Annotated in this window: 16 protein-coding genes; 4 read left to right on the forward strand and 12 right to left on the reverse strand. The window is 71.5% G+C overall.

All coding sequences use genetic code 11. The features are described from left to right. The 4 genes from STRTUCAR8_RS09075 to rimP form a co-directional block, all read right to left on the reverse strand. The coding region (locus tag STRTUCAR8_RS09075) for a translation initiation factor IF-2 N-terminal domain-containing protein (protein ID WP_006375273.1) at window positions 1–377 on the reverse strand (377 nt) is incomplete at its 3' end. A gap of 147 nt (window positions 378–524) precedes the next feature. Continuing rightward, entirely contained in the window at window positions 525–803 is a 279-nt protein-coding gene (locus tag STRTUCAR8_RS09080; RefSeq protein WP_006375269.1) for a YlxR family protein, read from the reverse strand. A gap of 98 nt (window positions 804–901) precedes the next feature. Then, window positions 902–1915, reverse strand: coding sequence for a transcription termination factor NusA (gene nusA, locus STRTUCAR8_RS09085; RefSeq protein ID WP_006375263.1), 1014 nt, complete (start codon window positions 1913–1915; stop codon window positions 902–904). 2 nt (window positions 1916–1917) lie between these two features. Further along, window positions 1918–2436: a ribosome maturation factor RimP gene (rimP, locus tag STRTUCAR8_RS09090; RefSeq protein WP_006375277.1), complete on the reverse strand. Its 519-nt coding sequence runs from the start codon at window positions 2434–2436 to the stop codon at window positions 1918–1920. Between the two features lie 225 nt (window positions 2437–2661). Between rimP and STRTUCAR8_RS09095 the strand changes: the two genes are divergently transcribed. Genes STRTUCAR8_RS09095 through STRTUCAR8_RS09105 form a run of 3 tightly spaced genes read left to right on the forward strand, consistent with a single transcriptional unit; the run spans window position 2662 to window position 4690 of the window. Further along, window positions 2662–3225: a hypothetical protein gene (locus STRTUCAR8_RS09095; RefSeq protein ID WP_006375278.1), complete on the forward strand. Its 564-nt coding sequence runs from the start codon at window positions 2662–2664 to the stop codon at window positions 3223–3225. Beyond that, complete coding sequence (locus tag STRTUCAR8_RS09100; RefSeq protein ID WP_006375264.1) at window positions 3222–3719, forward strand: ferritin-like domain-containing protein; 498 nt, start codon at window positions 3222–3224, stop codon at window positions 3717–3719. The genes STRTUCAR8_RS09095 and STRTUCAR8_RS09100 overlap by 4 nt, the downstream gene beginning before the upstream one ends. A gap of 47 nt (window positions 3720–3766) precedes the next feature. Then, window positions 3767–4690 (forward strand): aminoglycoside phosphotransferase family protein, encoded by a 924-nt coding sequence (locus STRTUCAR8_RS09105; RefSeq protein ID WP_006375267.1) that lies wholly within the window; start codon window positions 3767–3769, stop codon window positions 4688–4690. Between the two features lie 93 nt (window positions 4691–4783). On the opposite strand, the gene STRTUCAR8_RS09110 is transcribed toward STRTUCAR8_RS09105, so the two are convergent. Genes STRTUCAR8_RS09110 through STRTUCAR8_RS09125 form a run of 4 tightly spaced genes read right to left on the reverse strand, consistent with a single transcriptional unit; the run spans window position 4784 to window position 7797 of the window. Next, window positions 4784–4978: a ferredoxin gene (locus tag STRTUCAR8_RS09110; RefSeq protein ID WP_006375275.1), complete on the reverse strand. Its 195-nt coding sequence runs from the start codon at window positions 4976–4978 to the stop codon at window positions 4784–4786. Between the two features lies 1 nt (window position 4979). After that, complete coding sequence (locus tag STRTUCAR8_RS09115) at window positions 4980–6200, reverse strand: NADH-ubiquinone oxidoreductase-F iron-sulfur binding region domain-containing protein (protein ID WP_006375270.1); 1221 nt, start codon at window positions 6198–6200, stop codon at window positions 4980–4982. Beyond that, window positions 6197–6790 carry a ferric reductase-like transmembrane domain-containing protein gene (locus STRTUCAR8_RS09120; RefSeq protein WP_006375265.1) on the reverse strand — a complete coding sequence of 198 codons (594 nt, stop codon included), beginning with the start codon at window positions 6788–6790 and terminating at the stop codon, window positions 6197–6199. Before STRTUCAR8_RS09120 ends, STRTUCAR8_RS09115 begins: the two co-directional genes overlap by 4 nt. Then, the gene (locus tag STRTUCAR8_RS09125; RefSeq protein ID WP_006375276.1) at window positions 6787–7797 is read right to left on the reverse strand and encodes an FAD:protein FMN transferase; all 1011 of its coding nucleotides are present in this window, start codon (window positions 7795–7797) and stop codon (window positions 6787–6789) included. Before STRTUCAR8_RS09125 ends, STRTUCAR8_RS09120 begins: the two co-directional genes overlap by 4 nt. Window positions 7798–7812: 15 nt before the next feature. Between STRTUCAR8_RS09125 and STRTUCAR8_RS54040 the strand changes: the two genes are divergently transcribed. Next, entirely contained in the window at window positions 7813–8196 is a 384-nt protein-coding gene (locus STRTUCAR8_RS54040) for a hypothetical protein (protein ID WP_234372731.1), read from the forward strand. 106 nt (window positions 8197–8302) lie between these two features. Here the strand turns inward: STRTUCAR8_RS54040 and STRTUCAR8_RS09135 are convergent, their stop codons facing one another. The 4 genes from STRTUCAR8_RS09135 to ispG form a co-directional block, all read right to left on the reverse strand. Then, on the reverse strand, window positions 8303–10009 hold the full coding sequence (locus STRTUCAR8_RS09135; protein ID WP_006375271.1) for a proline--tRNA ligase: 1707 nt from the start codon (window positions 10007–10009) through the stop codon (window positions 8303–8305). A gap of 91 nt (window positions 10010–10100) precedes the next feature. Continuing rightward, window positions 10101–10676, reverse strand: a complete 576-nt coding sequence (locus STRTUCAR8_RS09140) for a GNAT family N-acetyltransferase (RefSeq protein ID WP_006375268.1) — start codon at window positions 10674–10676, stop codon at window positions 10101–10103. Window positions 10677–10774: 98 nt separating this feature from the next. After that, window positions 10775–11629 carry a GNAT family N-acetyltransferase gene (locus tag STRTUCAR8_RS09145; RefSeq protein WP_006375266.1) on the reverse strand — a complete coding sequence of 285 codons (855 nt, stop codon included), beginning with the start codon at window positions 11627–11629 and terminating at the stop codon, window positions 10775–10777. 225 nt (window positions 11630–11854) lie between these two features. Further along, window positions 11855–13012: a flavodoxin-dependent (E)-4-hydroxy-3-methylbut-2-enyl-diphosphate synthase gene (ispG, locus tag STRTUCAR8_RS09150; protein WP_044471899.1), complete on the reverse strand. Its 1158-nt coding sequence runs from the start codon at window positions 13010–13012 to the stop codon at window positions 11855–11857. Window positions 13013–13332: the final 320 nt, after the last annotated feature.

Below are 13332 nucleotides of genomic sequence, written 5' to 3' on the forward strand. Positions count from 1 at the left end.
TTCGGCGCGGGCTTGGGACCCGGCGTCGGACGTGAGCCCTGGGGGGCCGGCGTGACCGGAGTGACCGGTGCGCTCGGCGCGGCGGGCGCCGCGGGGGCCTCGGCCGCAGCGGGCTTGGGAGCCGGCGGCCGCGGGGCAGCCGGACGGGCCGACTGCGCCGGGGAGGGCGCGCCGGGCTTGGGAGCAGCCTTGCGCGGGGCGCCGGGCTTGGCGCTGCTCCCGCCCTGGAAGGCGTCTGTCAACTTGCGTACTACCGGCGCCTCGATCGTCGAGGATGCCGATCGGACGAATTCACCGAGTTCCTGGAGCTTGGCCATGACGGCCTTGCTCTCCACCCCGAACTCCTTGGCGAGTTCGTATACCCGGACCTTAGCCACTTCGCTCCTTTTAGGTCCGGGTTGCGGCCGGACCGTCGCTACTTCATGGGCGTACTCATCGCGTGCTCATCGAGTGCTCATCGCAATCTCGACCTACTTCCAACTCGCGGGGGTACCAGAGCCGCACGGGGTTCCGCGCGACGCGTCCTACGGTGTTGCCTCTTCGACGTACCGGCGCAACGCCACCACGTCGAGAGTTCCCTGGGCACGCAGTGCCCGTGGGAACGCCCGGCGGCGGACCGCCAGGTCGAGGCAGATCAGGGCGGGGTGCACGTACGCACCCCGGCCGGGCAGCGTACCGCGATGATCGGGGACGCATTCACCCTCGACCGCCACGATGCGCAGCAGATCCTTCTTGGCCGCTCGCTCCCGACACCCCACACAGGTGCGTTCAGGGCATACGCGGGCACGCGTCCGGCCAGACACTCCTAAGTCTACCTCCCCGAAACGACCTCACCCCTTTGGGGCAACAATCGAACGGTTGTTGTCGTGATCCAAGCCACCTGCGGCTTGGATCTATTCCCCTAGCGGTCGCGGGGCTGCTCAGCGGGCCGCTCGGACGGCTGCTCGGTGTCCGGGCGGATGTCGATCCGCCAGCCGGTCAGCCGGGCCGCGAGCCGGGCGTTCTGGCCCTCCTTGCCGATCGCCAGCGACAGCTGGTAGTCGGGGACCGTCACGCGCGCGGAGCGGGCGGCGAGGTCGACGACCTCGACCTTGTTGACCCGCGCCGGGGACAGCGCGTTCGCCACCATGTCGGCCGGGTCGTCCGACCAGTCGACGATGTCGATCTTCTCGCCGTTCAGCTCGGCCATGACACTGCGCACCCGGGCACCCATGGGGCCGATGCAGGCCCCCTTGGCGTTCAGGCCACTGCGCGTGGACCGGACGGCGATCTTCGTACGGTGGCCGGCCTCGCGTGCGATGGCCGAGATCTCCACCGAACCGTCGGCGATCTCCGGGACCTCCAGCGCGAAGAGCTTCTTCACCAGGTTGGGGTGCGTGCGCGAGAGGGTGACGGACGGACCGCGCACGCCCTTCGCCACGCGCACGACGTACGACCGCAGCCGCAGCCCGTGCGTGTAGTTCTCCCCGGGGACCTGTTCCTGCACCGGCAGGATGGCCTCCAGCTTGCCGATGTCCACCAGCACGTTCTTCGGGTCGCGGCCCTGCTGCACGACACCGGTGACGATGTCGCCCTCGCGGCCCGCGTACTCGCCGAGCGTCGCGTCGTCCTCGGCGTCCCGCAGGCGCTGCAGGATGACCTGCTTGGCGGTGGTGGCGGCGATCCGGCCGAAGTCCGACGGAGTGTCGTCGAACTCGCGCGCCTCCTGCCCCTCCTCCAGCTCCTGGGGGTCCTCCTTCGCCCACACGGTCACATGACCGGTCTCCCGGTCGAGCTTCACGCGCGCGTGGCGGCGGCTTCCGTCGGTGCGGTGGTAGGCGATGAGGAGGGCCGACTCGATCGCCTCGACCAGCAGGTCGAAGGAGATCTCCTTCTCCCGCACCAAGCCCCGCAGGGCACTCATGTCGATGTCCACGGCTACGCCTCCTCTTCTTCCGTCATGTCCTGCTTGTCCTGCTTGTCTTTACGGTTGAACTCGACCTGGACGCGGGCCTTTTCGATGTCGCCGAAGGCGAGCCTGCGGGCGGTGGCCTTCCGGCCCTTCACGCCCGGCACTTCGAGATCCATGCCCTCGTCGTCCACGGTCAGGATCCTGGCGACCAGTTCCCCGCCCTCGGTGAGCTGGAAGCGCACCAGGCGTTCGACGGCGCGTACGTAGTGCCGGTGCTCGGTGAGTTCACGCTCGGCGCCGGGGGTACCGACCTCCAGGGTGTACTCCCCCGCGCCCATCGCGTCGGTCTCGTCGAGCTTCGCCGAGAGCGCGCGGCTCACATCGGCGATCGCGTCCAGATCGGCGCCGTCGTCGGAATCGACGACGACCCGCAGCACTCTCTTGCGCCCGATTGACTCCACTGCGATCTCTTCGAGATCGAGACCCTGCGAGCTGACGAGCGGCTCCAGGAGCTCTCGAAGCCTCTCGCTCTGGGTGGTGCTCATCCGGGTGACTCCTCGGCCGCGTGTGCTGTTGTGGGTAGGTCGCGTGTCAGGTCAAAGGGTATCCGGTCCCAGGGGGTGTTGCCGTCCACCGGGACGCCGCCCGTCGCCCGGCTGCGCCGGTGGCGGCTGCCGGGCCGGGGCGCGGGTACGGTGATCACGGGCGTGCCGCCCTTCCGTTGTTTTCCGTGGTCTCCCGTTCGTACGAGCCCTCCGAGGACGTCTGCCGTGCCGTTCCCCCCGCCGTCGCGCATCCCGCTGGGAACCTCTCCGGGTCCGCGCCGAAGGACCCTGCTCGCCTCGGCCGCGGGCGCCGCTCTCCTCGTGGGCTGCACCGCCGAGCCCGACTCGACGGTCACAAGCTCCGGCAGCCCGTCGGTCGCCGAGCGCACGCGCGCGCGTGCGGCCCACGACAGCACAGGCCTCGTACAGCAGTACGACACGGCGATCGCCGCGTTCCCGGTGCTGGCGGAGCGGCTGTCGGAGCTGCGGGCGGAGGTCCAACGGCACGCGAAGGCGTTCGGGGGCGGCGAACCGACACCTACGCCGACCCCCACACCCACACCGACGTCCACATCGACTTCCACGTCGGCAGCCGCGCCACCTTCGGCTCCCGCGGTGCCGGTCAGTGAGCGGGACGCTCTCGCCGGGCTCGTCGCCGCCGAACGGGCCCTCGTGGACCGGCGTACGAAGGCGCTGCTCGACGTGCCGGGTGAGCTGGCGCGGGTGCTGGCCTCGGTGGCGGCGGCCGGGGCCGCGCATGTGTATCTGCTGACGGAGGGCATGAAGTGAGCGGGGCGAAGGCGAAGCAAGCGGAGAAGGACCCCGGCGAGGTGACCGCGCTCCAGGCCGCGCTGGCCGCCGAGCACGCGGCGGTGTACGGGTACGGCGTCGTCGGCGGGCTGATCGGTGAGGCCCGTCGGACCGAGGCGATGGCCGCGTACGACGCCCATCGGGCCCGGCGTGACGAACTGGCGCGCACGGTGCGGGCCCTCGGGAGCAAGCCGGTGGCGGCGGCGGCCGGATACGCCCTGCCGTTCCCCGTGCAGGACTCGGACGCCGCCGTCCGTCTCGCGGCCGAGTTGGAGGAGCGGGTCGCCGGGGTGTACTCCGACCTGGTCCGGGCAGCCGGGGGCGAGCGGCGCCGGACGGGCGCCGACGCGCTGCGGGAGGCCGCGGTGCGGGCGGTGCGCTGGCGGGGCGGGAGCGTACCCTTCCCTGGGCTCGCCGAGCGGGCCGGCTCCGCGTCGGCATCGGCCACGGCGTCGGTGACACCCTCGGCGTAGCCCGAACCGCATACCGCGTACCGCGCACCGGAAGGAACGACTCGCGCATGGCTTTCGAACCGCCGCCCCGTCTGGTGAGGGCGCTCGGCGAGACGGTACCGGACGCTGACGACTGGCTGACGCGGCTGCCCTTGGCTGCTCAACAGGCCCTGGATCTACGCGTGTTGACCATGGAGCGGGTGCAGGTTCCGGGCGGGCGGAGCAGTCTGGTGATGCTGGTGCGGCGGGCTGACGACGTGCCCGCCGTCCTGAAGCTCGCACCGCGCCGGGCCCGGCCGGAGAGTGAGCGGGCGGCGCTGGCGCACTGGGGCGGGGCGGGCGCGGTGCAGTTGCTGGAGCCGTCCGCCGATGCCGTCGGCTCCAGCGGCGAGGGTGTGCTGTTGCTGGAGCGGCTCCATCCGGATGTGTCGGTGCGGTCGCTGCCCGAGGCGAAGGCCCTGCTGGAGGCGGCGGGGACGCTGCGGCGGCTGTGGGTGGAGCCGCCCGCCGGGTCGGACGCGGTGTTCGAGACGGTGGCCGCTCGTACCGGGCGCCAGGCGGAGGCGATGGAGGCTAGTGCCGGCGCCGACGCGCAGGTGGCATCGCTGGTTGAGACGGCGCTCGCCGCACGTACGGAGCTGCTGGTCGCGCCGCCGGAGGAGCGGTTGCTGCACGGGACGTTCCGGCAGAGCAAGGTGCTGGCCGCGGAGCGGGCGCCATGGCTGGCGGTGGGGCCGGATCCGGTGGTCGGTGAGTGCGCGTTCGATTTGGCGCGGCTGGTCCGGGACCGGGTGGAGGATCTGATCGCGTCGCCGTCGGGAGCGGCGATCACTCGGCGTCGGGTGAAGCGGCTTGCGGAGTCGCTGGATGTGGATCAGGAGCGGCTGCGGGGGTGGACGCTGTTCCGGGCGGTGGAGTCGGGGGTTCGGGCACGTCGTGTGGGGCGTGTGCGGGATGCGGAGTTGTTGTTGGAGTTCGCCGGGTGGCTTTGAGGTTGCCGTTCACTGTCGCCTGCGGGCTGGTGAGGGCTTGTCGCGCCCACGCGGCGGAGCCGCACATGTCACAGCCCCGCGCCCCTGGGTGTGTCAGCCGCGAGTGAGCTTCAGGGCCAGGACGGGGCAGTCGGACGCCGCTCTGCGGGCTCGTTTCACGGTGCCGGCCGGGATGGGGGTGCCGTCGAGGATCGGGTAGCCCCATTCGTCCAAGGTGATGTGTTCCGGGAGTAGTTCGGCGCACAGGCCGTGGGCCTGGCAGGCCGTCCAGTCGATGTCGATGGTCATGTCAGCTGCTCTCGTCGGGGACGGGCAGGAGCGGGGTCCGGTCCGTGGCTGTGCAGTAGCCGGTCGCGTGGGCGTCGAGTTCGGTGGCGAAGGTGGTCAGGGCCGAGCGGACCAGGCGGACCGTGCCGTCGGGGTGGTGGCAGGCGCCGCGTCCCTCGACCAGGCCTGCCCAGCGGGCCACGTCCGCTCGGACCGTGCCCTGGGGGCCGGGAGCGGCCAGGGTCCGGAACGCGGCGGCGATCCGGGGCAGTCCGTTCCGGCAGGGGCCGCACTGACCGGCCGACTGAAGGGCCAAGTACCGCAGGACGCGGCCGGTTTCGGCGAGGCCGCAGTGGTCGGCGGACAGTACGGCGAGCACGCCCGCGCCCAAGTGGACGTTGCTCAGCGGGAGTCGGGCCGCCTCGGGGGCCGGGATCCAGGTGCCGTGGTAACCGCCGACGAGGACCGCTCCGGTGGGGCCCAGCGGCAGCAGCCTGCCGATCGGCATCCCGAACGGGGCCTCGACGACCCGCCCTTCACGCCCGGGCACATGCACCGTGCACAGCGCGCTGCCCGGTTCCGAGGGCGTTCCGGCGGCCCGGAACCAGTCGGCGCCGTAGCGGGCGATCAGCGCGAGGTGGGCCAGCGTCTCGACGTTCTGGACAAGGGTCGGGGCCCGGCGCACCCCGCGCTCCCGCACCGGCGGGCGCTGGTACTGCGGGAGGGCGGCGCCACCGGAGACGTACGAGGCGAGGGCGGAGGACTGGCCGGACAGGAACCGTCGGGGAACGCGGACGACCTTGACGGGCAGCGGGTCGCGGCGGCGCTCGGTGAGGGCCGCCGCCAGATGGCTCGCGCCCGCCTCCACCGCGAGGTAAGCCTCTCCGGCGCTGACCGCCTCCGCCGCCAACTGCAGTCCGTCCAGGACGAGATGGGGCGAGAGGTGCAGCAGAGTCTTGTCCTTGCGGCTCGCGGGCTCCCCCTCGGCACCGTTGGCGACGACCACCGGGGCACGGCCGGTCCGGCCTCCGGCGTCGGCCACGGAGACGAGCTTGCGGTAGGTGGCGAAGGCGGCTCCGCCGCGGCCGGTGAGTCCCGACTCGCCGACGGCTCGCAGGAGTTGGGCCGGATCGCCGTAGGAGACGGGGCCGTACCGCTGCTCGTGCGTGGTGGAGTCGGCCGGGGCGCCGCCGGGGGCCAGGAGGCGGGGCGGCATGAGGACGTCGGCGTACGTGGTGGTCATGAGCGGGCCCCTTCGAGCGGGCGTTCCGGTGTGTGGAGCAGGGCGGCCGGGGTCCGGCGGGAGGCTCGTACGGCGTGGGCCGTACGGATGCCGAAGGCAGCGAGGACCGCGGCGACGCAGGCCACGGTCAGCCAGGTCATCCAGTCGGCGCCGGTGTCTGTGCCGATGCCGATGCCGTGGACGAGGGCGATCGGCCAGGAGGCGTACGCGAGTTGGTGCACGGCACGCCAGGTGCGGTGGCCGAGTCGGGCGCGCAGCAGGCTGGTGACCAGCACCGCGAGCATCAGGTCGAGGGCGACCGTGCCGAGGCCGAGCCAGAGGGGCTGGTAGTCGGAGACGAACGGGACGAGGGCGTCGAGGGGGGTGATGTCGACGTAGCCGTCGATCACCGCGGCGGCTATGTGGAGGCCGAGGAAGGCGGTGGCGGAGAGGGAGAGCGTGCGGTGAAGGGTGACGGTGCCGAACCTGGGCAGGCCGGGGAGTCTGGTCCGGAGTCTCACGGCGATGCCGAGCAGGACGACGACGGTGAAGAGGACCAGGCATACGGCGCCTGTCGCCCGGTTGGCGTACCAGAGGGTTTCGGAGGTCATGCGGCTGCCTCCGGGTCCGCGGGGGTGCGGGTGGTGCAGGGAAGTGCCGAAGTCCCTTCCACGAAAGGCGAACCGGGCCAGCCCGGCGTCGTCACGACCGTTCCGTCTCTCGCCACGAGCCTCGCCGGGAGGCCGAGGCCTGTCAGCCAGCGTTCCGCGCCCGCGCCCTTGACCAGGGCCGCTGTGGTCGCCGCGTTGGCGTCGGCGCAGGTGGCCGCCGCCACGGAGACCGTACGCCAGGGGGTGCGGGCGGGGAGCCCCGTGTTCGGGTCGATGATGTGGTGGAGGGTGTGCTCGCCCCGGCGCCACTGGCGGGCGGCCGTGCCGGAGGTGGCGAGTCCGCCGCTGTGGAGGCCGATCGTGGCGTACGGGCCCTCTGCGGGCGGCTCTTCCGCCGGCCCTGTGACGTCCTGGACGCGGATACGCCAGCCGCCTGTCCTAGGCGGGCCCGCGACCGCCGTGTCACCGCCGAGGCTCACCAGGACTCCGCACCCGGCGGCCAGGGCGAGCGTTCGCGCGGCCCGGTCGGCGGCCCAGGCCTTGGCGGTGGCGCCAAGGTCGAGGCGGATACCGGCCGGGACGGTGACGGTTCCGGTGTCGCGGTCCAGATGGATCCGGCGCCAGCCGGGGACGCGCCGCACGGTGAGCCGTACCGGACGCTCGTCCTCCTGGACGAGGGTGAAGTCGCGGTCGTAGCCGAGGGCGTCCATCGCCGAGCCGACCGTCGGGTCCACGGCTCCGGCAGTCGCCTCGGCCGCGCGCAGGGCCACTGCCAGGGCCTCGGCGAGCAGTGGACTCACCCGGGTCGGGCGGCCGTCGGTGCCGTCCAGGGCGGAGAGTTCGGAGTCGTCTCGGAAGCGGCTGCAGGTGGCGTCGACCTCGGCCAAGTGACGGGCGAGGAGGAGGTTGCAGGAGTCCAGCAGGGCCGGGTCGGTGGTGACGAGCCGGACGCTGGTGCCGAGGGCCCGCCAGTCGGCGACGGCCGTGGGGCGGACGGCGGTGGCCATCACGACGCCCCCGAGGTGGAGTCGGCGGAGCCCGAGGAGGACGTCAGGTCGTCCGAGGAGGACTGGAGGCCGCTGGACGTGGAATCCGAGGAGTCCGTGGAATCCGAAGACGTCGAGGACGAGTTGTCCGACGTGGACGACGTGGACGATGTGTCCGTGGTGGTGTCGGTGCTGGTGTCCGTGCTGCTGCTCGAACTGGATGTCGAGTCCGAAGTGGAGCTCGCGCTCGCGCTCGCGTCCGACTCCATCGTGCCGACGAGGGCGAACACTCCGGCTGCCGCCGCCAGCGAGACCGCCGCCGCAACGGCCGCCGTACGCCGCATCCCTCTGCGTACCGCCGCGGCGGCTCCCCGCACCCGCTCCCTGACCGTCATGGCCGTTCCCCTCCGTAGGACGTGACTCTGTGTCACGCCCTACGTTCGGGGACCTGCCTGAGAGAAGTCTGTGAGGCGTCCATACGCCTCCCGAGAACTCTCTGAGAGGCGGCTTTAAATCATGGCCGCCGTCACGCGGTGGCGGTCAGGCGGGCGATCGCTTCCTCGACCGTCAGTTCCTCGCGCTCGCCCGTCCGGCGGTCCTTCAGTTCGAGGACGCCCTCGGCGGAACGACGGCCCGCCACCAGGATCTTCGGTACGCCGATCAGCTCGGCGTCCGTGAACTTGACGCCCGGGGAGACGCCGGCGCGGTCGTCGACCAGGACGCGGGCGCCGGCCGCGGCCAGCTTGTCGGAGACGTCGAGGGCCAGTTCGGTCTGGAGGGCCTTGCCGGCGGCGACGACGTGGACGTCGGCCGGGGCGATCTCCTTGGGCCAGCACAGGCCCTGCTCGTCGGCGTGCTGCTCGGCGAGGGCCGCGACCGCGCGGGAGACGCCGATGCCGTACGAGCCCATGGTCACGCGTACCGGCTTGCCCTGCTGGCCGAGGACGTCGAGGCCGAGGGCGTCGGCGTACTTGCGGCCGAGCTGGAAGATGTGGCCGATCTCGATGGCGCGGTCCAGCTTGAGGCCGGTGCCGCAGGCCGGGCAGGGGTCGCCTTCCTGGACGACCACGGAGTCGATGTACTCGTCGACCTCGAAGTCACGGCCGACGACGACGTTCTTCGCGTGCACGCCCGCCTGGTTGGCGCCGGTGATCCAGGCGGTGCCGGGGGCGACGCGCGGGTCGGCGAGGTAGCGGACCTTCTCCAGGCCCTGCGGGCCGACGTAGCCGCGTACGAGGTCGTCGCGGCCGGTGAAGTCCTCGGCGGTGACGAGTTCGACGGCGGCGGGCGCGAAGTGCGCCTCGACCTTGCCCAGGTCGACCTCACGGTCACCGGGGACACCGATCGCGACGATCTCGCCGTCCACCTTGATCAGGAGGTTCTTGAGCGTGGCCGACGCCGCCACGTCCAGGTACGCGGCGAGCGTCTCGATGGTCGGGGTCTCGGGGGTGGGGATCTCCTCCAGGGCGGGTACGGCCGACCCGTCCACCGGCTGGAGCGCGTACGTGATCGCCTCGGTGTTGGCGGCGTAGTCGCAGTTGGGGCAGTCGGCGAAGGTGTCCTCGCCGGCGGCGGCCGGGGCGAGGAACTCCTCGGACTTGGAGCCTCCCATGGCGCCCGCGGTGGCGGCGCAGATGCGGTAGTCGAGGCCGAGACGCGCGAAGATCTTCTGGTACGCCTCGCGGTGCAGGGCGTACGACTTGGCCAGGCCCTCGTCCTCGGTGTCGAAGGAGTAGGAGTCCTTCATCAGGAACTCGCGGCCACGCAGGATGCCGGCACGCGGGCGGGCCTCGTCGCGGTACTTGTTCTGGATCTGGTAGAGGATCACGGGCAGGTCCTTGTAGGACGTGCACTGGTCCTTGACCAGGAGGGTGAAGATCTCCTCGTGGGTCGGGCCGAGGAGATAGTCGCCGCCCTTGCGGTCGCCCAGGCGGAACAGCTCGGGGCCGTACTCGTCCCAGCGGCCGGTCGCCTCGTACGGCTCCCTCGGCAGCAGGGCGGGGAGCGTGACCTCCTGGGCGCCGATGGCGTCCATCTCCTCGCGGACGACCCGCTCCACGTTGGCCAGGACCTTCTTGCCGAGCGGCAGCCAGGACCACAGACCGGCGGCGGTACGACGCACGTAACCGGCCCTGACCAGCAGCTTGTGGCTGAGCACCTCGGCGTCGGCCGGGTCGTCACGCAGTGTCTTGAACATCAAACGGGACATGCGCTGGACCTGGGCCTGGGCCATGATTCTCGACTCCTGCTGCGTAAGGGTGATGGCAGGAGGTTAGCCGGGGGGTGCGGGGCGGTGGAAATCGGTTCGCCCGTGGGGGCACGGTCTAGCGTCGGCGCAGCGGCAGTGGGGCGCCCATCACGGCGTACGGCTTCGGGGCACTGGGGAAGAGGACCTGGCGGGCCAGGTCCTCGTAGCCGAGGGAGTGGTAGAGGCCGCGGGCCGGGCTGTCGGTGTCGATCGCGGAGAGGATCGAGCGGGGTTCGGCGGCGCCGTCGGTGATGGTGGTGATGAGGGCGCGGCCGACACCGATGTTCTGGAACGTCGGGTGGACGTGCAGTTCGGTGATCACGAACGAGTCGTCGAGCCAGGCGTCGTGGCCCTGTCTGCGCAGATAAGGCTCGACGACGGTGGACCACCAGTGCGTACGGTCGTTCGGCATGCCGTACACGAATCCGGCGAGCCGTCCCTCGGGAGTGGTCGCGCCGAGCGCGCGGGCGCCCGGGTAGCTCAGATGCCGCAGGACGATCTGCCTGCGTACGGCGACCTCGTCGGCGCCGAGTCCGAACGCCACTGCCTGGACGGCGAGCGCCTCGTCGACCCGGGCGGCGAGGTCGAGGGGGCCGACGACCACCTCGTGGGGGCGGGGGTGACGGTGGCCCTGACCGGGAAAGCGCGGCATGCCCGGAGACTACAGGGGGTGCGGAGGCTGATTGATGGGAGCGGGGCGGATGTGGCCGAGCCTCGTCCCCCAGGACCGCCCGGCCGACGGCGGGCGTTTCAGAACAGGACGCTCATGAACGCCCCGACCTCCTGGAAGCCCACCCGCAGATAGGTCCGGCGGGCGGGGGTGTTGAAGTCGTTCACGTACAGGCTGACCACGGGGGCCACGTCCGCGAGGGCGTAGCGCAGTACGGCGGCCATGCCGGGGCCGGCGAGGCCGTGGCCCCGGTATTCGGGGGCCACCCACACGCCCTGGATCTGGCAGGCCTGCGAGGTCGCGGCGCCGATCTCGGCCTTGAAGGCGACCCTGCCGTGCTCGTCGAGGCGGGCGAAGGAGCGGCCGGAGCCGACCAGTTCGGCGACCCGGGCCTGGTAGAGGAGTCCGCCGTCGCCCGCGAGTGGCGAGATTCCGACCTCCTCGGTGAACATCGCCACGCACGCCGGCATGATCGTCTCCATCTCGTCCTTGCGGATACGGCGGACGTACGGATCCGGGGCGACGAGAGAGGGGTCGGGCAGCCGGTCGGTGACCATGAGGGGCTGATGGCGGCGGACCTCACGGGCGGGGCCCCAGCTCGGTTCGAGAAGCCGCCACAGCTGGGTGGTGGCCTCGGCGGGGCCGACGATGGAGGAGCAGCGGCGGCCCGCTCGCCTGGCCCGGTCGGCGAAGGCGCGTACGGCGCGGGGGGTGGCGCAGATGGGGACCAGGTTGGCGCCCGCGTAGCAGAGGCTGGTGAGCATGCCGTCCTCGTACCAGCCCCACATCTCGCCGCCGAGGCGCCAGGGGTCGAGGCCGGCCACCTGGACCCGGGACGTCACGAAGGCGTTGGCGACCGGCTCGCGGCCGAGGACGGCGAGCGCGGCGTCCAGGTCGCCCGGGTCGAGCACCCGGGAGGTGGTCTGCGTCAACACGTACGGGGCCTCACCAATGCGGTCTGCTAGATCTCCGCACTGTACCTGCGGAAGCTTGGCGGCGTCGTCCCCTGTGGTTGATGCCGCTTGCTTGTGAGTGACCGTCGGCTTGGCTTGCCGTTGCTGGGGGCTGCGCCCCCAGACCCCCGCTTCGGCCCTGAAGGGGCCTCGTCCTCAAACGCCGGACGGGCTGGAAATGCCGGTCGGCGCTGACAAGCAGTCCCCTCAGCCCGCCACGGACACCGAAGGCTCGCCGGAAGTGATGCCGTCCCGCTCCATCTGTTCGGCGATCTTCAGCGCCTCCTCGATCAGGGTCTCGACGATCTTCGACTCGGGGACCGTCTTGATGACCTCGCCCTTCACGAAGATCTGGCCCTTGCCGTTGCCGGAGGCGACGCCGAGGTCGGCCTCGCGGGCCTCGCCGGGGCCGTTCACCACGCAGCCCATGACCGCGACGCGCAGCGGGACCTCCATGCCCTCCAGGCCGGCGGTGACCTCTTCGGCCAGCTTGTAGACGTCGACCTGGGCGCGCCCGCACGACGGGCACGAGACGATCTCCAGGCCGCGCTGGCGGAGGTTGAGGGACTCCAGGATCTGGTTGCCGACCTTGATCTCCTCGACCGGCGGCGCCGACAGGGAGACGCGGATCGTGTCGCCGATGCCCTCGCTGAGCAGCGCGCCGAAGGCGACGGCCGACTTGATGGTGCCCTGGAACGCGGGGCCCGCCTCGGTCACGCCGAGGTGGAGGGGGTAGTCGCAGGCGGCGGCCAACTGGCGGTAGGCGTTGACCATGATCACCGGGTCGTTGTGCTTGACGGAGATCTTGATGTCCCGGAAGTCGTGCTCCTCGAAGAGCGACGCCTCCCACAGCGCCGACTCGACGAGCGCCTCGGGCGTCGCCCTGCCGTACTTCTGGAGGAGCCGGCGGTCCAGCGAACCGGCGTTGACGCCGATGCGGATCGGGGTGCCGTGGTCCTTGGCGGCGCGCGCGATCTCCTTGACCTGGTCGTCGAACTGCTTGATGTTGCCGGGGTTCACCCGGACCGCCGCGCAGCCGGCCTCGATCGCGGCGAACACGTACTTCGGCTGGAAGTGGATGTCGGCGATCACCGGGATCTGCGACTTGCGCGCGATGGTCGCCAGCGCGTCCGCGTCGTCCTGCGTGGGGCACGCCACCCGCACGATCTGGCAGCCGGACGCCGTCAGCTCGGCGATCTGCTGGAGCGTGGCCCCGATGTCCGACGTACGCGTCGTCGTCATCGACTGCACCGACACCGGGGCGTCTCCGCCCACGGCCACCGAACCGACCTGGATCTGCCGGCTCTTCCGGCGTTCGGCGAGTTTGGTCGGAACGGTCGGCATGCCGAGAGAAATCGCAGTCATCTGCTGTGCAACCCCAAGTTGTGGTTCAAGGTCCGGTCCCGGGAACAGCGGGCTCCAGGCTTCGAGATTACGGCACGCGCCCAGACGAGAGCACTCCCCCAGCTCGAATGCACTCGCCGGGGGGACCCCCATCGCACCTAAACCCACTCATTGGAGAACGGCTCGGCTACGTGTCTCCGGCGTACAAGAGGTTGGCGATCCGGTCGCCGGGACGCAGTCGGGCGTGCTCGAACCCGTTGCCCTGGAGCCGGCTCATGCCCAGCAATTCCTGCCGGGTGTAGACGGAAAGTTTGGGCTCGGTGGTGGTGCCGCCGGACTTG

The organism is Streptomyces turgidiscabies Car8, from assembly GCF_000331005.1.
Classification (GTDB): Bacteria; Actinomycetota; Actinomycetes; order Streptomycetales; family Streptomycetaceae; genus Streptomyces; species Streptomyces turgidiscabies.